Source organism: Methanococcus voltae (assembly GCF_017875395.1).
Lineage (GTDB): Archaea > AGJL01 > Methanococci > Methanococcales > Methanococcaceae > Methanococcus > Methanococcus voltae_C.
Window position 1 is genome coordinate 75545 of the sequence record NZ_JAGGMO010000007.1, and the last position, 20603, is coordinate 96147.

The window sequence follows — 20603 nt, forward strand, 5'->3', positions numbered from 1 at the left end:
TTAATACTATTAATCATCAAATTTCGATATTTTAAATTCTTTAAGTGTATCAATATATTCAATTTTATGGTGTAATCATGACTAAAAAAACAATAATTGAAGGAACTACTAATTTAAACGTTTCAGAAGAGAGAACTTTGTCAAAAAAAGACCCTGTATTCTACAATCCCATAATGGAAGTAAATCGAGATATTTCCATTTCCACAATACAGGCTTTTTTAAACAATTTTAAGCGAGACGAATTTAAAGTCTGTGACGCTTTAGGTGGAAGCGGTGCAAGAGGGCTTAGATATGCAAAAGAACTTGATTTCAAGGGTATTTTAGATATTTCCATCGGCGATATTAACCCAAATGCAGTACGTGCAATTCACGAAAATATAAAATTAAATGAGTTCGATGATAATGTTAAATTATCTGTACATCACAAAGATGCAAACATATTATTGTCTGAAAATTACCGCGAGTTTAACGTCACTGATTTGGATCCTTTCGGTTCACCAGCACCCTATATGGATAGTGGAATCAGAGCAACTTTAACAAAAGGTGGTATATTATGTATGACGGCTACCGATACTGCTGTGCTTTGTGGGGCTTATCATAAATCTTGTATTAGGCGTTATAATTCAGTCCCAATACGTGGCGATAAGGAGTATGCCGTAAGGATATTAATTGCAAGTGCAATATTAAATTCTGCAAAATATGATATTGGTTTAAGACCTTTATTTTCACATTGTACTGACCACTATGTTAGAACATTTATGATAACAGAGCGTGGAGCTGGAAAAGCGGAAAAAGCAATGGAAAATCTTGGCTATGTTAAGAGACAATATGAAGATATTAGCACTAGAAACTACTTCGATGGATTTGAGCGAGGATTTGGCGGTCTTTTCTACATGGGCAAATTAAATGACGAAGATTTGGTTAATGATGCACATAATATTGCCAAAGAAAGAAATTATTCGAATAGGGCCGTAGAAATCTTAAATACGTTAAAAGAAGAGTCTAAATTTGATATGGTTGGAAGTTATAATATCCACGAAATATGTAGCTTTATTAAAAAATTAGTGCCCCCAATGGATGTTATTATCCAAGATTTAACCGATAAAGGCTTTAAAGTTTCAAGGGTACATTATACACCTTATGCTTTAAAATCTGATGCAAAATTAGCCGATATAATTGTTTCAATTTCTGAAAATAGTTCCATATAATATCATCTGATCGATTAAATTGGAATTTTCTTTTATTTTTTGAAAATACGTTTAAAAAATTAAAAAAGAAATATGATTTGATATTTGAGTATTTTTTTTATTATATTATTTTATATTTATTGATTATTAAATTCTTCAACTAATTTTTTATTTTCTTCTTCATCTTCCTTACTAATTGAAGCTTTAACTTTCCGCATGGCCTTTAAGAATGATTCTTTAGGTATTGTTTGAGCGTCTAGATTTTCTCTCAATGTTATCATTGCTGCTTCTCTACATATCCCAGCAATATCTGCACCTGAGTAACCTGCGGTTTTTTCTGACAATTCTACTAGTAATTTGTCTATTTCTTCCTTGTTATTATCAAGAATTGGCATATTTGCAGTATGTACTTTGAATATTTTTAGTCTTGTATCTGAATCTGGAGCAGGTACTAAAACCATTCTATCAATTCGACCAGGTCTTAATAATGCAGGGTCGATAAGTTTTGGTCTGTTGGTCGCAGCGATAATAACTAAATCTTTAGGTTCTTCCAATCCATCTAATTCGGTTAAAAGTTGATTTACAACTTTTTCTGCAGCATCATTTCCAAAACTCATTCCTCGAACTGGTGCTATGGAATCTATTTCATCAAAGAATATCACTGTAGGTGAGGCTTGTCTTGCTTTTTTAAAGATTTCTCTAATAGCTTTTTCACTGTCCCCTACCCATTTACTGAATATTTCAGGCCCCTTTACACTGATAAAGTTAGCTTCACTTTCATTTGCAACAGCCTTAGCAAGGAGCGTTTTACCAGTCCCTGGCGGTCCAAAGAGTAATATTCCTTTAGGTGGTCTAATGCCCATTTTTATAAATCTATCAGGATATTTTAAAGGCCATTCTACTGCTTCAATTAATTCCTGTTTTACATCCTCTAAGCCACCAATATCTGACCATTTAATGTTGGGTACATCTACCAATACTTCCCTAAGTGTTGATGGTTCTACTTCTTTTAAAGCATCGTAGAAATCCCCTTTAGTAACTTTAAGGGTTTCTAATACTTCCTTAGGTATTTCTTCATCGAGATCTATCGTTTTATTGTCGAGTAACTTTCTCAAAGATTTCATAGCAGCTTCTTTACATAAAACTGATAAATCAGCACCTGCAAAACCGTGAGTTTTGTCTGCAAGTTCCCTTACAAAGGATTTAATAATTGCACTATCTATCTTATCAATAATTCCCAATTCTCTAGCTTTCTCTACAACTACTTTTGAATCATGACTGGATGTTAACATTTCTTTTAATTTTCTAGCTTTGTCCCTTGCATCGACATCTTTCCTATTAGCATTTGCTAAATAGTTTATTCCATCTTTTAAGCTTAATTCATCATAATCTGCTTCAAGGGGCATGCTTCTCGTATGGATATCTAAGATTTCTCTTCTTGCGTTTCTGTCTGGAATTCCAATTGTAAGCTCCCTATCTAGCCTTCCTGGTCTTCTCAATGCTATATCAATAGAATCTGGCCTATTTGTAGCAGCTAGTATAACGACTTGCCCTCTATTTTCAAGACCATCTAATAAAGTTAATAGCTGAGCAACCATTCTTCTTTCAACTTCTCCTGTTACTTCATCCCTTTTTGGAGCTACAGCGTCTATTTCATCAATAAATATTACTGAAGGGGCATTTTCCTCAGCTTCTTCAAAGATTTTCCTTAAATTTTCTTCTGTTTCTCCAACATATTTACTCATGATTTCCGGACCATTTATTGTGTAGTAATTAGCACCGGATTCATTTGCAACAGCCTTCGCGAGGAGTGTTTTACCAGTTCCCGGAGGTCCTGCAAGTAATACACCTTTTGGAGGTTCAATACCTAATCTATCAAACAATTCTGGATGTCTCATAGGTAATTCGACCATTTCTCTAATTTTTTTAACTTCTTCTCTTAAACCACCAATATCTTCATAAGATACGCTTGGAACTTTTGTTTCTTTAATTTCTCCTGCGGGTTCTGTTTTTAATTCAACAGTTGTAGCCGGGCCAATAATTACCGGAGATTTAGGTGATGTATTAACCACTACAAACTGGAAAGCAGTTCCTAATACTGCTACGAGTACATTTGAACCTTTTCCAACAACTTGTTTGTCTAATCTACTTTTTACGTAGTCTTCAAACCCTGCATTAAACCTAACTGGTCTTGATGGAGCTAGAACTATTTTTTTAGCTTCTTTAGCCTGTACTTTTTCAACGGTTACTTTATCGCCGATACCTGCTTTGGTAACTTGCCTAAGTAAACCATCCATTCGTATTGTTTTAGTATTTTGGTCATCAAGATATCCTCTGAGAACCGTAGCGTATGTTTTATCTTTTCCTTCAATTTGAATAACATCGCCAGGTTCTAATGAAAGCTTTTGCATGGTTACCGGGTCTATTCTTACGGTACTTTTTCCTACATCGCTTTGATATGCTTCCTCTACGATAAGTTCCACCATAGATGTCACCTCATACTTTTTAAGTAAGTTTTAATAATTTTATAAATGTTACAAATATAATAGTCCTTTGAAGTTCTATATATATTTTTTGGTTACTAATTTATATCTTATATTTTAATATTCTAATATTCTAATTAATATTTTAATCATTTACTATAAGATATTTCACAAATATATAATTATCGTTTAATAATTAATTAATAATTGTAATATAGTAGTAAATGCAAATATACAAAGTTTAAGCCTATTTTAAGATAAATAAAGATTGTAAAATAATTTAATCAAAGTTTATGTTACTAAATTAATATTTATTAAAAAAAATATTTATATTTATGTTTTGAAATATGGAATAAAGACAATTATTTAATTTAAAAAAAATAGATTTATATGTATATATTTAAGCAATATGGTTAATTAGCGTTTTGCAGGACCTACATCTTCAAATCCTTCCCTTAGTCCCATACCCGCCTGTTTTTCCAAGTGTTTTTGGTCAAATAACATGTAATATATGTTTTCAGCGTGTTCTTCGGCTCTTCTTTTTGCAAGCCAATCTAATTCTTTTCCACTTTCCGCTTCATCCTCATGGACAAACACTTCGATAATGTGCTTATTTGTCATCAATTGAGCCATCATAAGCCCTTGTGATGCTTCATGAGCACAAACTTTGTCTTTATCCTTACCACCTGGCATACCCAAAGCTAATACTATTTCGCAACCTTGTTCTTCGATTAACTTTTTGCAAGCTACTGGCAAATCTTTCATACCTGGAACGGTGTATCGGATTATTTTTATTTTACTAGTCATTTCATTTAGCTTTTTTATTGCAGCAGAAGCCATATCAACCCTTGCAAATGTAGTGTCCGTAACTCCAACTTTTATACTCATGTATAACACCAATTTTGTAAATTATAATTTTAAATTATTAATTATATGGTTTTAAGAATATATTTATTTAAATAAATTAAAAAAGATTTAATTTATTCTTTTTTAGAAAAGACGTTTAAATAGTAGTTTATAATATCTGCGCCTGCTACATTAACAATTTTGTTTTCTTCGGCGTATTTTGCAGTTAATTCTTTGCTAAGTGCTCTACCATCGTCACCCATCATTTCGCAAATGGTTGTCATAGGGTATGTTCCTGCAATTTTTGAAAGTGCAAGTGATATTTCAGTATGACCTTGTCTTCTTTCAACTAAGCCTTCAGTAGCTCTTAATAAATGAACGTGCCCAGGACTTCTAAATTCAGAACCAAACTCTTCAAATCTGTTTTCTTTACACATTTCAACTAATTTTTCAATTGTGTAAGATCTATCGTTATCAGGTATTCCCGTAAATGTTTTTCTGTGGTTTACAGTTATTGAAAATGATGATTTTTCATCATATGGTATGTCATCAGGGTATAATTTATCCAATACGGGGTATTTTTCAGAAGCTAATCCCAAAATGTCGACCATAAAAGGAATTCCTAATTTGTCGCAATCTTCTGGCATTATGCAATTACAGATTAATCCACCAGCATTTTTTCTAAATGTTCTAATGGTTTCAGGAGTTATAAATTCTGATGCAATAACCATATCAGTTTCAGCTTCTCTTTTATCATCATCGTAGATTAATACGATTTCCCCTTTTTTAAGTGCTTCAATAGCTTTTTTAACGTTTCCATATTCTTCCATAATAACACCATATTTTTTAATTTTCATTATTTGTGATGTGATAATATTTTTGTTTTATTATATCTAACTTGTTATTTTATTCGTATCAAAGATTTTAGACTTCTAACTCAACAATCACAATATCATTATTTTTTAAATTTAAGTATTTTCTAAGATTTAAGGGGGATATTATTTCTAAAATGGATTTTGAATGAACTGTTTTTTTTGGAGCAACGATAGAACCCTTAATAGAAACACCGAAGCGGTTTTTTATCGTAATGGGTACAAATTTTACTCCATAAAATTTTTCATTTTGGTATTCAAAATCGTCTATAATTTTATAATTTTCAACATTGGTCCAAAAATCACGACCTGTTTTTATATTTAAAGTTCCGAGGTACGGGATATATCCTAAATTTTTTTCAAAAGCGAGTTTGTATGGTTCTAAACCTACAAAATATTTTCCCTTTCCTTTTCCACTAATAACTTTCCCATAAAATTTCATTTTTTCGCCATTCAATAATATTATTTCCAGAATTCTATTTTACTGTATAGGAATATTATATATACTTTTATTATATTTTATTATACATAATAATACATTAATAATATACATATCGATTTAAAATTTATTGAATTATGGCAATATTGGATAGGAATATCAAATAAATTAATCTAAAATAAAATTAAAAAATAAGATTAACAATTTAGTATATTAATCTAGCATATTAATTATCAACTTAGTGGTGGTGTATTTATGATTGGAATTATTGGCGGTACTGGCGTAGCTGGTCTTTTGAAGGATGGCGAAGAAAAAATAGTTGAAAATAAGTATGGGGAAGCTAAAGTATTGATTGATGAAAACAAAGGTGTTGTATTACTTAGTAGGCACGGTTTAAACCACAGTACTCCACCTCATAAAATTAACTACCTTGCAAACATGTATACTTTAAAACAATTGGATGTTGAAAGAATACTATCATTAAATGCAGTAGGTTCCTTAAAAGTTGAAATAGAACCTTCATCATTCGTAGTTGCAAATGATTTTATTGAATTCACAAAGTTGAGGAAAAGCACATTTTATGATGGTGAAGATGGAAAAGTAGCTCATGTAAATATGCTAGATCCATTTTGCAGTGATTTAAGAAGAATTTTAAAAGGAATACTCGATAAAAGACAGTATTCATATAATGAAGGTACGTATGTATGTACTGAAGGTCCAAGATTTGAAACAATCGCTGAAATAAATATGTACAAACATTGGGGTCACGTTGTTGGAATGACTGCATACCCAGAAGTTTCTTTGGCAAAAGAATTGGAAATGTGCTATTGTTCACTTTGCAACATTTCAAACTATTGCTCAGGTATTAAAGATAGCGATTTAACTGTTGATGAAGTATTAGACACCGTAAAATCAATGGAAGCTAAAATAGTTAATGTTGTAGATGACTTTATAAATTACAAGTTTGAGGAACGAACTTGCCCTTGTAAAGATGTAATGAAAAGTGCATTTATTTAAATCGTAACTCTCAATTTGTTAAGTTTTCAAGTTATTAATTTTAATAAATTAATAGATTTGAGAGGAGTTAAACTATAAATATATAATATTTATAAAAAATATAATAATTAAGGAATATATCTTGTTTAAGGTATACGTTAAATATATTTTAAAAAATAATAAGGTCTTTATTAACACGACATGTGATTTTGCTGGGGTATTATGAAAATTATTCGAAAAGGGGTAGAAATAACGCTAAATGAAGCTAAAAAGCATCTTAAAAATGGCGAGATTGCATTATGTCCTACCGATACAATATATGGTATTTGTGGGTATGCTCTCGACAAAAATGTAATAGATAGAATCTATAAAATAAAACAAAGAGATGAATCAAAGCCTCTTTCTATAAGTTTGCAAAAAAAATCCGATATTGTAAAATACGCGTATATTTCAGATATTTCTAAAACCATAATCGAAAAATTTTTGCCTGGACCTATTACTTTAATACTACCTAAAAAGGAGTCAATACCCGATTATATCTGTAAAGATTATGTGGGTATCCGCATACCTGATTCAAAAGTAATTTTAGAATTATCCGAGATACCAATAACTTCTACAAGTGCTAATGTCAGTGGTAGACCTTCTTCTTATTCTATGTCCGATATAGACAAAGAAATAATGGATAAAGTTGATATTATTATTGATGATGGCGATTGTGAATACAAAAAGCCTTCTACGATTATAAAAATAACAAATAACAGTTTAGAATTAATAAGGGAAGGTTCCATATCCTTTAAAACAATTTTAAAAGAATTAGATTTAAAAAAACACAATTATAAAAAAATAAAATAAAATAATATATTATAATAATAACATACCACAATGGCAATATGCTAATTTATACGAAATCATGTTCCATTACTTCGTCAAATATATACTCAAAGTCTTCTTTGACGTACATTTCAAATTCTCGAGCTGTAACTAGTGTTTTATCGTAGTTGGAATAATCATCTAACACAATACGAGGACAGGCACAAATAACATATGCGTCAACTTTATATATCAAATTTGACGGAGAAATATTATTTAAAACGATTGGGGTATACTCAATTTTATTTTTTTCGCATAATTCAATCATTTTTTCAAATACTTTAGCTCTACACTGCCCTTTTTTTGTAGATAATACAATACCCACTTTTTTTGGAGGATTTAACATTAATTTTGTTATTTTTCCAATTCTTATTTTAATCATTTTTTTGATTTCAGATTCTGTTATTTCTGAAACTTCCTGGGAAAGCGGATTGTATATTTTAACAGTTTTTTTAAATTTGTATGCCATCATTAATGGGTGAAATCGACCTGTTCCTACATATAATATTGATTCTTCGTTTTTCCAGTTAGTTATTACTGCCCTACATCCTAAAATTATATTGGGGTCGTATTCTTCAAGGCATTTTTTAAACTGAATTGTACTAACTATGGTAGGATTGTTTAGCTCTTTTTGGAGTTTTTCCATATTTTTTTTAAAATCTTCATCTACACTGTAATATGCGTGAACATATATCACCGGAATTTCTGATTTAACATAGGAAAGCTCTTCATGTCCATAATGAACTATTAAATCAGGATTTAATAATGATACTTCCCTGTCACACAAGTCACATGCCCCAAAACAAGATTCTCCCCATATTATCATTTTTGGTATTTCTTCGGGTTTTGTATTATCTTCTATAAACTTTTGACGTAATTTGGATATTTCTAAATCTACGGATCTTTTTAAACCTTCGGGTGCTTGTAAAATAACTTTTTTAGCTTTTGAATTACAAATATAATTATATACACGTTCTGTTTCTAAATTCCACATTTTTCCACCATTTATCAATAATATTTTTGTTATATCATTATTTTATAATATTTAAAGTATATTTTATTCATTTTATATTTTAATATGGATTTAAATTAGATTTAAATTTTGGTACTTATTAAGGGATTTATAAAATAGTTGACACAATATCTCTTAAATTATAATATTGTTTTAAATATATTAAGTATTTAATAATTGGTAATGTAATAATAATGATTAAAAAAATATCTATAATCGTATTATCATAATTTTTATTATAATTTGATTATATATTTTATCGTATTGGTGAAATTATGACGCAAATGACTGAAGCTATTAAAAGTAATGTTACGGAAGAAATGAAATACGTAGCAGAACAAGAAAATATGGATATAAATCAACTTAGAAAACTTATTGCCAAAGGATATGTAGTTATTCCTAAAAATATAAATAGAGATACTAAACCTGTTGGAATTGGTGAAGGTTTATCCACAAAGGTTAATGTAAATTTAGGTACATCTCCAGATTGTATCGATATCGATTCAGAATTGAGAAAAGTTGCTATTTCAAATAAATACGGTGCAGACGCAATAATGGACTTAAGTACTGGCGGTAATTTACCTGAAATAAGAAAGGAAATAATGTCCAATACTAATTTACCAATTGGTACTGTTCCTATTTATGAAGTTGGGGTTGACGCTAAAAATAAATACGGAAAAGTTGTAGATATGGACGAAGATTTAATCTTTAACGTTATAGAAAGACAAGCTAAAGAAGGCGTTGACTTTATGACCTTACATTGCGGTATCACAAAACAAAGCGTTCAAGCACTTAAAAATGATGAAAGAGTCATGGGCGTAGTAAGTAGGGGTGGAGCTTTCTTAACTGCTTATATTATGCACCATGATAGGGAAAATCCTCTCTATCAACAATTTGATTACCTCTTAGAGATTTTAAAAGAGCATGATGTAACCCTAAGTTTGGGCGACGGTATGAGACCAGGTTGTTTAGTGGATAATACTGATAGACCTCAAATTCAAGAATTAATCACTTTAGGTGAATTAGTGGATAGATGTAGAAATGCAGGCGTTCAGGTGATGGTAGAAGGTCCGGGACACGTGCCATACAACAACATAGCTGCAAATATGAAAATACAAAAGACTTTATGTAAAAATGCGCCATTCTACGTATTGGGTCCTTTAGTAACTGATTTAGCAATGGGTTATGACCACATAACTTCCGCAATAGGTGGCACTCTTGCAGCATACAGCGGTGCTAACTTCTTATGCTACGTTACACCTGCAGAACACGTTAGATTGATGAAAGACGAAGATGTTATTGAAGGTTTAATGGCTTCTAAGATAGCGGCTCAAGCCGCAGATGTGGCAAAAGGCAATTCATGCGCATGGGAAAAAGAAGCAGAAATGGCAAAAGCAAGAAAAGAACACGATTGGGAAAAACAGTTTGAATTATCTTTAGATTCTGAAAAACCAAGAAAAATGAGGGAAGAAATACCTTCAAAAGAAGAAAAAGCTTGCAGTGTTTGCGGGGATTACTGCGCTTTATTAATGGTTGAAGAATTGGGTAAAAGATAACTTATAATTTTAAAATTATTATTTTTTATATTATTTTTTTATTATTTTTATACATTTTAATTTACTATTATCTTATTGAGTTTCAATATCGCAAACTTTACAGAAATTCTTTAAAATTACATCTCCGTATTCGGTATGTGATACTTCAGGGTGGAATTGTACGCCATAAATTGGTTTTGAAACGTGTTTCACAGCTTCAACTTCGCAAATAGCTGAGTTAGCTAATATTTCAAAGCATTCTGGAACTTCTTTTACTTCATCCATATGTGAAGCCCATGCGGTGAATTCTGAAGGAACTCCTTCAAATAAATCGTCATGATTTTTAACTTTTATTGTTACACTAGAATATTCTTCGCTTTCTGCTCTCGAAACCTTGCCCCCGTAAGCTTCGCAAGTCAATTGGTGACCTAGGCAAATTCCTAATATTGGTAATTTTGAGTTTAAAGCAATATCTTTACAGTTTGTAGCTTTTTCTATATCTGGACCGCCACTTAAGATAATTCCCTTAATACTTTCGTCAGATTCTATTTCTGAAAGGGTTGTACTATTGGTTATGATTTTTGATTTTACACCAATGTATTTTAAACTTCTTTGAATTCTGTGAACGTATTGTCCGCCATTATTTAAAATAACTATCATATTTACACCTTTAATTAATATATCTATATTATCTCTATAATATAATTTATAACGGTTTTAAACTTAGATTTATAATTTTAAAATAGATTATTAGTTTTGAAAGTTTTAATTACAATTTTGATTATTTTACTATACTGTTTTAAGTATAAAATATTTTTCATGGTAAAAAAATTGAAAATAATATAGTAATATGGTAGTATGCTAAATTTATTTTGTCGTTACTTCTATTTTATCTTCCGTAATATAGATAGTATGCTCACACTGTGATACCATACCATGCTCTTTTTCAACTAAGGTAGGATATGCGTATAAACAACCTGCGTTAACCAAAGCTTTTAATCCCATTTTATATTTGGGATTTAATTTAGCAATATCTCTTTCGGAAAATGGTAAATGGCAGAATTTACTTTCAATAACTTTTAAGATATTTCTAGCAGAAGGTAACCTTAAAGGTCTTGAAACTATGTATTTATAGATGTATTTATCTGTTCCATCAGTAATAGCCCCGTATCCATCTGTAGCAAATGGTTCAATGGCCACTAAATCTCCAACATCTATAGTATCCTTAGTTTTCTCATAAACATTAGGGATGCTAACGCCAGAATGTAACACATTTTGGTGCATAACGTGTCCAGAAAGGTTTGAAACGGGTTTTAAATCGTAACTTTCTATAACTTCGCTAATTATCTTACCCATATCTCCAACGTTCATAGGTAATTCAATAGAATTTATAACGGTTTTTAATGCGTCTTCTGAAGCCTTTTTTAAGTCGGAATAACTATTTGATAAGTCAACGGTAAGAGCAGTATCTGCGATAAAACCATCAATATGTGCACCCAAATCTAATTTTATAACATCATTTTCTTCAAATACTGATTCATCGCCCGTAAATGGTGTATAGTGTGCTGCAATATCGTTCTTGGATAGATTACAAGGGAAAGCAACCTCTGCACCTAATTCTCTTATCCTATTTTCAACAAACTCTGCTATATCGTATAATTTCACACCGGGCTTTATCATTTTTTGAGCTTCGCCCCTCACTTTAGATGCAATTTCCCCAGCTTCCATAATTTTTTGATATTCTAACTCTTCATTATTCTCCATTTTATCCCTTATTTGTAAATTTTATTTTTAGTTTTATAATTGGTACCAATTTATCATTCATTATTCATTATTCATTATTACTGATTATTGGTTATTTTTTATATTATTTTATGTTCCATTTTATAATTTACAATTTATTACCTTATTGTCCAGCTTTTTTAACAACAATCGATAATATATCCCCATCGCCCAATACGTGGTCTAATCCTACTCTCTGACCAGGGTGCTTTGCTGAAGGTCCCCAAACTTGTGCATATCTGAAATTTTTAACAAAATCTCTGTGTAATTTATTACAAACATCCCTTACTGTCGAATTCTTTAGAATAATTAATGGGTCTTTCATATCTGCCTTTTTACCCTGTGGTTTTAAGTATAACTTAATAAATCCAAGTGTTTCAAATATTTTATCTTTTAATTCTTCTAAATTTATTTCTTTGTGTCCTGAAACAAATACGTGAGGTCTGTCATGCACTGCTCCTTCCATAATATCTAAGCTTTCCTGGTCTGCAAGGTCAATTTTGTTTATAATAACAAGCGTAGGAATGTATGACCTATTCCCCATAACTGAATCGATTAATTGGTCAGCATCGACATCATCTCTAATTACGATATCTGCATTATGTATTTTATATTCTCCAAGTATCGCAACAACTGTATCTTCATCTATTTTAGACAATGGGAGAGTAGTATTTACGGCAACTCCTCCTCTATCTCTTTTTGCAATTTTAACTTCAGGAGGTATTTGGTCTAATCTAATACCTACGTTTGACAATTCTCTTTCGATAACAGGGATGTGTTCGGGGGAAAATACATCCACAATAACCATTATCAAATCTACGTTCCTAACTGCTGCTAAAACTTCGCTACCTCTACCTCTACCAAAAGAAGCACCCGATATGATACCTGGAGCATCCAATACTTGTATTTTAGCACCTTTGTGCTCCATAAGCCCAGGAATTATCGTAAGGGTGGTAAATGCGTAAGCACCCACTTCGGAATTGGCATTGGTTAATTTGTTTAATAGTGTAGATTTACCAACTGATGGGAAACCTACAAAAGCTACTGTAGCATCTCCTGTTTTTCTTATAGCATATGCAGGTCCTGAAGAACCACCAGAACCTGAGGGATTTTGCGATTCTTCTCTTAATTTTGCCAATTTTGATTTTAATTTTCCAATATGCTTTTGAGTAGCTTTGTTATATTGCGTATTTTTAATTTCTTCTTCTAATTTTCTAATATCTTCCTGAACTCCCATTATTTCACCAGGGTATGAGCCTATATTTAAAAATTACTGTATTTGAGTTAATATGTTAGCTTTTTTAAAATAGTATAATATTCGGGTTATATTATGTTTATATTTTATACATCGAAATATGATAACTACTTTTATTCAAACGCAATAATTTTTTAAATTCAACTATTTCATTTATTTAATTTTTTAAAGCATATTACGGCTGTTTTTAATATTAAAATTTTTTTTAAGTTTAAAATCTACAAAAGGGATTGCTATATCTCTTAATTGGGATTTATCCTTACATAATGTACGATATATTAATTTATCTTAGTTTAAAATATATTTTCTATTATTATTCTTTTAATTCTGTTTAAATTATATATAAAAGTATCTTATAAATTTAAAAAAGTAGTGTGCTATTTAAAAAAGTAGCACATTTATATTTTTGATTTTTTGAAGCTAAAACCATTTTCTTAATTTTCAAAATCGCCAATGATGTGCACCATTTCTTTGACTTTGGGGTTTACAATATAGTAGTGGTTCCAAGTGCCTTCTTTTCTTGCTTTAATCAATCCTGATTTTTTCAAGATGTTTAAGTGGTGGGAGATTGTAGGTTGAGGTTTACCTAATTCGTCAATAATTTTACAAACACACATACTTTCGTTTTCGTTTAATAATCTTAAAATCATTAATCTTGTAGGGTCTGCAAATGCTTTAAATGTTTCTGCCATGTGTTCGTAACCTTGTTCACTCATCATAGTTATCACCGTTATATACTTACTTAGTAGACTGTTTCTGTATTTTAATTCTTTTTTTGGTATTTTGTTTTATTTTCAAATATTATTTTAAATATTTTTAAAAATTTGAAATATGATATCTTTTATCACTCTATCATCATAGCATGTTTTCATATATAAATATTCGTATATTCAAATATATCATTTGGTATTTAAAACATGTATTGATGTTTAATAATAGTATAAAAAATAGTTATCAATTCTTTTTAGAATCTAGTTCCTCATTTTTGATAGTTTTCACTACAATTTTACTTGATAAATCATTATCTGAAGTTTCATCAAATGATACAGTAATTTTTTCAGGATTTTCAACTGATTTCAAGCTGACCATCATACCTTTAATTGTATTTTTTATGATATCCGATACAAAAGGATTTGCAGGTATTATTTTATCATTGGCGGTTATTTTAATAGAATATGACATTACACATCTATCCCATTTTAGATTATCCTCGCCTTTTATCATTTTTTCCACAAATTGCTTACAATCGTATCCACAATGTCCACAATTAAAGTTGTATGTCGGTACTACTGCTTTATCAGCAATCATTTCTATAACTTCCTTGATATCATATTTAAAGTCTTCAATGGTCATTATAACCTGATTATCTAATAAATCTAAACCCCTTTTACCTTCAACCATCAATATTTTTGGAATGTTAAATTCAATAAGTTCTTCTTTAAACCCTTCAATAATTACAAGGTCGTAATCTAATTTTGATAAAATTTCATATAACGACATCTTATCGTAATAAAAACCAGTTTTAGCACCTGTTGACAATACTGACAAGTTAGAGTTTTCTTTCATCCTATATGAGTCCGTATTTGGCGTATCTACTTCAACGTCGTGATGTGTTTTTTTTATGGTGGCGACACTAATTCCACTTACATGCTTCAATATATCGCATATAATACTTGTTTTACCGGTGTCTTTTTTACCTATTACTCCAATTACCCTCATACTTACACTCCTTTCCTTAACTATAATATCATGTCATATATGTGTTGTAGGATACTAGTACTAAAAATTACAATTTGTAATTAATTTAATTTTTATTTTATTTTTTAAAATAATATTCTAATTTGAAATAAGTTTATTAATTACTAAATGTATATTGGTATATTTATATTTTACTTATTGAAATTGAAAATCACATATTTGTCATATTTAATCATGTTAAATACTTTTTTAACTTATTTAACGTTATAATTTCTTTTTTTAGGCAAATAATGACCATTATGCTTATATATTTATTTTAAATTATTTTTTTATTAAGATATGATATGAAATATGAATAATATGATATAATTATTTATTTTATATTAATACATATATTAGGATATATTAATATATAAATTTATCCATTTACTATAATTATATAAATTATTAGAATTAATTAAGGATTATTACTTTAAAATTGGTGCTCTTAATTATACTTTTAGCTTCAAAATTATTCTTACATCTTACATTTGGTGATACTTTGGAAAATAATAATAATACTAATAATAATACTAATAATACTAATAATAATAATAATAATAATAATTTAAAAAAGGATAAAAAGTCTCAAAAAATACAAAATTTGGAAAAAAGAATTCCTCAAATTCCTGAACAATTATATAATATCCTTAGAAAGCAACACTATCAAATTGAAGACCATAGTGCTGTTAAATTATGTGGATGGGTACGAAAAAGCTTTTTAGAAGATAAAGCATGTTATAAATCCAAATTTTATGGAATAAATACTCACAGATGTATTCAAAGTACGCCTTCGGTCATATGGTGCCAACAACAATGTGAATTTTGTTGGAGGGTTTTACCGTCTGATTTAGGGATTAATGAGCCAAATTTTAAGGCACCACAATGGAAAGAACCTGAGGAAGTTGCTGAAGATATTTTAAACATGCACAAGACAATTATAACAGGTTATAAAGGAATTATCGATAGAATAGGTACTGAAAAGTATATGGAAGCAACTGAACCAAAACACGTTGCAATCTCTTTGGCTGGGGAGCCTACAATGTACCCATATATCGATGAATTAATAAATATATTCCATAAAAAGAAAATATCTACATTTGTAGTTTCAAACGGTATTTTAACAGACGTGATAGAAAAAATAAACCCTACACAATTATACATGTCACTAGATGCTCATGATTTACCGAGTTATAAAAAAATATGTAAAGGAACTGAGCAGGATTGGCAGAATATATTAAATACGTTGGATATATTGGAAGAAAAAGGTAGAACATGCCTTAGAACTACGGTTATTAAAAATATAAATGATGATTTATCTAAATTCGCAGAATTATACGATAGAGCTAATGTAAACTTTATCGAAGTTAAATCATACATGAACGTAGGTTATTCAAGGAATAGACTTAATTTAGATGATATGATTAAACACAACGATTTAATTAACATTTGTAAGAGTATTGAAGATAAATCTAATTTTAAAGTTATAGATGATGCTCCAGAAAGTAGGGTGGTATTATTATCCAATACTACAGATAGTAGGGCTATAAATCCAAAAATAGACTTTGAAAATTTATAATACTATAATCTTATATTTATTTTTTTTACAATATTATTTTAATTTATTTTACATTATTTTACATTATTTTATTCTAATTACGAATAGTTTAATGTTTAAAAAAGATTAGAATGATTAAATGATTTAAAATACTAAAAGATTAAAAAATTTTAATATATTATTTTTAAAAGGATTTAAGCACCGTATTTTTTAGCCAATCCCATTAAATCCATTAGTATTGGCATAATATGTAGTCCTTTAATCCAGCATAATCCGCCTTTGTGAGCAGTATATTCGTCAAATTTATCTACTTCATCTACCCTAACGCTTTTACCCCAGATTATAAGTGGTAATGGGTCTGCAGAATGGTCTTTTTCTTCAATTGGTGTAGAATGGTCCCCACTTATAGCGAAATATACTTCATTCTTATCTACTTCTTTAAATACTTGCTCTAACATTACGTCTATTTTTTCAATTACATCTTTTTTAACGTCGTAATGTCCGTCATGTCCTGCTTCATCGGCTCCTTTAACGTTTACAAGTACGAAGTCGTAGTCATTAATTGCTTTAATCAAAGCTTCTGCTTTATTGTCAAAGTTTGAAAATGCGTCACCAGTAGCACCTTCTACTTCAATAACTTCTAAACCTACCATTTTAGCTATTCCTTTTATTAATCCAGTACCTGCAATACAAGCTCCTCTCAACCCGTATTTTTCTTCAAATGGTACGATATGAGGAACTTCTCCAACACCTCTTGGCAATATAATGTTTGCAGGGAATAATCCTTTCTCTTTCCTTTCAACATTTATGGGATGTTTATCTAATCTTTCGTAAACTGTTTTAATTAATTTATTCATTATTTCTGCGGTTTTTTTAGCTTCGGGACTTTCATCCAAAGGTTTTATTTCTTTTACTTTTAAACCTATTTTTTTGGGGTCTGCATCACTTATTTTGTCACTTAATCCTTCCCCTCTTAACATTAATGCGGCTCTATATCCGCCAGACTCTTTAAATATTACTTTTACACCATCAATCTCTAGTCCATCTATTAATTTTTCTAATTCTGATGTATCGTCTATTCTACCAGCTCTCCTATCTTGAACGGTGAAATTTTCATCAACTGTGGAAAAATTACATCTAAATGCAACATCGCCAGGTTTTACGTCCAAACCTACACCTGAGGCTTCGAAAGGTCCTCTTCCAGTATAATTGATTTTAGGGTCGTAACCTAATAATGCTAAGTGTGCTGTATCGCTTCCCGGTCTAACACCAATATCTACAGCATTCATTAGTCCATTAATGCCTTCTTTTGCTAATCTATCTAATGTAGGGGTATTAGCTTCTTTTAATGGGGTATTACCTTCAGAATTTGGCCTATCGCCCAATCCATCTATTACAAATATAACTGCCTTCATAATTCACCAAATTTAGATTTCTTAAATTTTAATAATCGTATTACTAATTACATTTTACTAATTATATTTTTGAAATTCAATGTATATTTTAATTTCTATAATTTTGATTTATTTATTTTTGTTTTTAACTATTATAATGTATTGCATATACTGATTTAAAATGCTAATTATGCTATGTAACCCGTTTTATTAATATTTAATGGTTTTAAATTCAAGCTAACTTTAATGATTTCTTATATCTGTAAATATAACTTAAAATAATGATCATTTTGAATTTAAAATAATAAAAAAAGTGCTTATTAAAATTATAAAGTTTGATAAAAAATTTAATAAAAAAATAATCTGTATTAAAAAAGTAGAAAAAAAGTAGAAGTTAAAAATTAAAAATTAAAAATTAAAATTTAGGGGGCATCTTTTGCAATAATTTTAACTTGCTCGATTCCAACAGTAATAGGTATCGCAACGGCTGCTTCCATTAATTCCAATGTAATTTCTTCTTTATTTTTGTCCACTCTGGTAACTCTTGCTTTTTCTCCTTTGAATGGTCCACCAACTAATTCAACAACGTCTCCTTTATCGATAGATTCAATGATTTTTGTAGGTGTTAACAAGTGTTCTAACTCTTTTACACTTGATTCGCCAGGAACTATTCCTTTAACTTTGAAATTTTGTCTTACTAATTCTTCAATAGCCCCTTTGTTTGTAGCTTCTACTAATATGTATCCTTTTAAATCTTCTGTAGCTAAAATAGAGAATACTTCTAAATTTTCTCTTTCAGCTCTTGAAGCTAAAGCTTCTGCAACGTTTTGTTCTTGTCCTGTGGTTGTTCTAACTGCAAATATCATAATTTCCACCAAAATAATTATAAATGCTATTTATAATGATGATTTAGTTTTAATAATTAAGAATTGATAATAACTTTAAAAAAGAATTATTCGATAATATATTTCATATATAAAAATTAATAGTGTACGTAAGTACTATATTTATGATATTAGTAATAATATTTAAATTTAATTATGGTATTTAAAGTAAAATATAAAAAAAATAATTATTTAACTAAACCTGCAGCAGGTTTTAAAAGTCCTTTTAAGTATGTAATTGGAACGTGAACAGCAAATCCAATGGCTCCCAATAAACAAATTCCCAAACCAGTAACTTTTGATACGTTAAGGTATTCTTCACGGGTTGGTTTTCTTGAAACTTTTAATACTCTTTTACATTGGCTTATAAAATTTTTTGTTTCGGTTTTCATTTCGTCGAATTTTTCAGACATGTTATCACATTTTTATTTACTGCATTATCCTTTGCAATCAATATTTAAATATTTATTTAAAATCGATATATGAAAGTTAGTATAAATTAAATATATAAAATATAAATTAATTTTAATTTATTGCATCTAATTTTAATTTATATGTCATAGTATATTATTGTATATCTATACTTTATACCACTCATATTTTCAATTAAATTTTGGGGATATCGATAATTACTTTATTTCTTTTAAGGCTTAAATTATGGTTAACTGTTGATTTTGTACCTGTAATGATTAATAAAACTCTTAATGAGTTTTCTAATTTATCATCGATTGTGGTACCCCAAATAATTGTTGCATTTTCTGAAAGTCTTTCAGAAACAGTTGAAACAATGTCTTGGGCTTCATCTAAACTCATATCTTCTGGTCCTGTAACGTGTATTAAAGCACCCGTAGCTCCTTCAATGTCAACACACAATAAAGGACTGTTTAAAGCCATATTGATAGCTTCTTTTGCTCTTTTTTCGGAATCGCTTTCACCAATTCCCATCATTGCTATTCCACCATCGTCCATAACAGCTTTAACGTCTGCAAAGTCCACGTGAATATCTCCAGCGTTATTTACGAGTTCAACCATTCCTCTAACTGAGTTCATTAAAACTTCATCAGCTACTTTGAAAGCAGTTCTTAAAGGAACGTTTCTAACGATTTCTAATAATTTATCATTTGGAATAATAACAATAGTATCTGCAACTTCTTGCAACTTTTCGAGCCCGTTTAAAGCATTTGTCATTCTTACTTTTCCTTCCATTGAGAATGGCAATGTTACAACAGCTACAGTCAAAGCACCCATTTTCTTTGATATTTCAGCTACAATTGGCGCAGAACCTGTTCCAGTTCCTCCACCTAACCCGCAGGTGATAAATACTAAATCTGAATCTTGTATTGCAGATTTAATATCTTCTGCATTTTCTCTAGCAGATTCTTCACCTTTATCAGGGTTTCCTCCAGCTCCTAATCCACGGGTTAAATTTTTACCAATTAAAACCTTATTTTCAGCTTTGGTTTTAACTAATTGTTGAGCATCGGTGTTTACTGCAACTACTTTTGCACCTTCAACCTGCTCATCAGCTAACCTATTTATTGCATTGTTACCGGCCCCACCACAACCAACAACAGTTATTCTTGCTTTAGAACCTTCAATTAACTCTAATAATTCTTTATCTACATCCGATAGAGTTTCCTTAGGTTCATCTAAAAAATCGTTTTCAGCAATATTTTGTAAAAATTTCAAGGTATTACCTCCTCATATATGCCCTTTACCATAATTATTTTTAATATTTTTTATTAAACTATAT

The 20603-nt window shown here is 29.8% G+C and carries 19 protein-coding genes; 5 read left to right on the forward strand and 14 right to left on the reverse strand.

Annotated elements, in window-relative coordinates:
* Positions 1-77 precede the first annotated feature (77 nt).
* Complete coding sequence (locus tag J2127_RS07510; RefSeq protein ID WP_209732937.1) at positions 78-1208, forward strand: tRNA (guanine(10)-N(2))-dimethyltransferase; 1131 nt, start codon at positions 78-80, stop codon at positions 1206-1208.
* 116 nt (positions 1209-1324) lie between these two features.
* Here the strand turns inward: J2127_RS07510 and J2127_RS07515 are convergent, their stop codons facing one another.
* From J2127_RS07515 to ribK, 4 genes are all read right to left on the reverse strand, one after another.
* Entirely contained in the window at positions 1325-3673 is a 2349-nt protein-coding gene (locus J2127_RS07515) for a CDC48 family AAA ATPase (RefSeq protein WP_209732938.1), read from the reverse strand.
* Positions 3674-4087: 414 nt separating this feature from the next.
* Positions 4088-4558: a riboflavin synthase gene (gene ribC / locus J2127_RS07520; RefSeq protein ID WP_209732939.1), complete on the reverse strand. Its 471-nt coding sequence runs from the start codon at positions 4556-4558 to the stop codon at positions 4088-4090.
* A 92-nt stretch (positions 4559-4650) separates the two neighbouring features.
* A complete protein-coding gene (gene ribB / locus J2127_RS07525; RefSeq protein WP_209732940.1) occupies positions 4651-5346 on the reverse strand; it encodes a 3,4-dihydroxy-2-butanone-4-phosphate synthase in 696 nt (231 codons plus the stop codon).
* Positions 5347-5440: 94 nt separating this feature from the next.
* Complete coding sequence (ribK, locus tag J2127_RS07530) at positions 5441-5830, reverse strand: CTP-dependent riboflavin kinase (RefSeq protein WP_209732941.1); 390 nt, start codon at positions 5828-5830, stop codon at positions 5441-5443.
* Between the two features lie 252 nt (positions 5831-6082).
* On the opposite strand from ribK, the gene J2127_RS07535 reads away from it, so the two are divergent.
* Positions 6083-6844 (forward strand): MTAP family purine nucleoside phosphorylase, encoded by a 762-nt coding sequence (locus J2127_RS07535; protein WP_209732942.1) that lies wholly within the window; start codon positions 6083-6085, stop codon positions 6842-6844.
* 201 nt (positions 6845-7045) lie between these two features.
* Positions 7046-7675: an L-threonylcarbamoyladenylate synthase gene (locus tag J2127_RS07540; RefSeq protein ID WP_209732943.1), complete on the forward strand. Its 630-nt coding sequence runs from the start codon at positions 7046-7048 to the stop codon at positions 7673-7675.
* Positions 7676-7721: 46 nt separating this feature from the next.
* Here J2127_RS07540 and dph2 read toward each other — a convergent pair whose 3' ends face one another.
* Positions 7722-8687: a diphthamide biosynthesis enzyme Dph2 gene (gene dph2, locus J2127_RS07545; protein WP_209732944.1), complete on the reverse strand. Its 966-nt coding sequence runs from the start codon at positions 8685-8687 to the stop codon at positions 7722-7724.
* Between the two features lie 293 nt (positions 8688-8980).
* Here dph2 and thiC point away from each other — a divergent pair, with 293 nt between their 5' ends.
* Positions 8981-10261 carry a phosphomethylpyrimidine synthase gene (gene thiC, locus J2127_RS07550; RefSeq protein ID WP_209732945.1) on the forward strand — a complete coding sequence of 427 codons (1281 nt, stop codon included), beginning with the start codon at positions 8981-8983 and terminating at the stop codon, positions 10259-10261.
* Positions 10262-10333: 72 nt separating this feature from the next.
* Here the strand turns inward: thiC and J2127_RS07555 are convergent, their stop codons facing one another.
* The 5 genes from J2127_RS07555 to J2127_RS07575 all read right to left on the reverse strand — a co-directional run bounded on the left by J2127_RS07555 (position 10334) and on the right by J2127_RS07575 (position 14996).
* Positions 10334-10900 carry a GMP synthase subunit A gene (locus tag J2127_RS07555; RefSeq protein WP_209732946.1) on the reverse strand — a complete coding sequence of 189 codons (567 nt, stop codon included), beginning with the start codon at positions 10898-10900 and terminating at the stop codon, positions 10334-10336.
* A gap of 207 nt (positions 10901-11107) precedes the next feature.
* Entirely contained in the window at positions 11108-12004 is an 897-nt protein-coding gene (gene map / locus J2127_RS07560; protein ID WP_209732947.1) for a type II methionyl aminopeptidase, read from the reverse strand.
* A gap of 142 nt (positions 12005-12146) precedes the next feature.
* A complete protein-coding gene (locus J2127_RS07565; protein WP_209732948.1) occupies positions 12147-13259 on the reverse strand; it encodes an OBG GTPase family GTP-binding protein in 1113 nt (370 codons plus the stop codon).
* Positions 13260-13711: 452 nt separating this feature from the next.
* Positions 13712-13996, reverse strand: a complete 285-nt coding sequence (locus tag J2127_RS07570) for an ArsR/SmtB family transcription factor (RefSeq protein WP_209732949.1) — start codon at positions 13994-13996, stop codon at positions 13712-13714.
* A 235-nt stretch (positions 13997-14231) separates the two neighbouring features.
* On the reverse strand, positions 14232-14996 hold the full coding sequence (locus J2127_RS07575) for a molybdopterin-guanine dinucleotide biosynthesis protein MobB (RefSeq protein WP_209732950.1): 765 nt from the start codon (positions 14994-14996) through the stop codon (positions 14232-14234).
* A 622-nt stretch (positions 14997-15618) separates the two neighbouring features.
* On the opposite strand from J2127_RS07575, the gene twy1 reads away from it, so the two are divergent.
* The gene (gene twy1 / locus J2127_RS07580; RefSeq protein ID WP_245326518.1) at positions 15619-16593 is read left to right on the forward strand and encodes a 4-demethylwyosine synthase TYW1; all 975 of its coding nucleotides are present in this window, start codon (positions 15619-15621) and stop codon (positions 16591-16593) included.
* Positions 16594-16766: 173 nt separating this feature from the next.
* Here the strand turns inward: twy1 and J2127_RS07585 are convergent, their stop codons facing one another.
* From J2127_RS07585 to ftsZ, 4 genes are all read right to left on the reverse strand, one after another.
* Positions 16767-17987, reverse strand: coding sequence for a 2,3-bisphosphoglycerate-independent phosphoglycerate mutase (locus J2127_RS07585; protein ID WP_209732951.1), 1221 nt, complete (start codon positions 17985-17987; stop codon positions 16767-16769).
* Between the two features lie 401 nt (positions 17988-18388).
* A complete protein-coding gene (locus J2127_RS07590; RefSeq protein WP_013180867.1) occupies positions 18389-18832 on the reverse strand; it encodes a transcription elongation factor Spt5 in 444 nt (147 codons plus the stop codon).
* A 206-nt stretch (positions 18833-19038) separates the two neighbouring features.
* A complete protein-coding gene (locus tag J2127_RS07595) occupies positions 19039-19263 on the reverse strand; it encodes a protein translocase SEC61 complex subunit gamma (RefSeq protein WP_209732952.1) in 225 nt (74 codons plus the stop codon).
* Positions 19264-19456: 193 nt separating this feature from the next.
* Positions 19457-20539 (reverse strand): cell division protein FtsZ, encoded by a 1083-nt coding sequence (ftsZ, locus tag J2127_RS07600; protein WP_209732953.1) that lies wholly within the window; start codon positions 20537-20539, stop codon positions 19457-19459.
* Positions 20540-20603 lie beyond the last annotated feature (64 nt).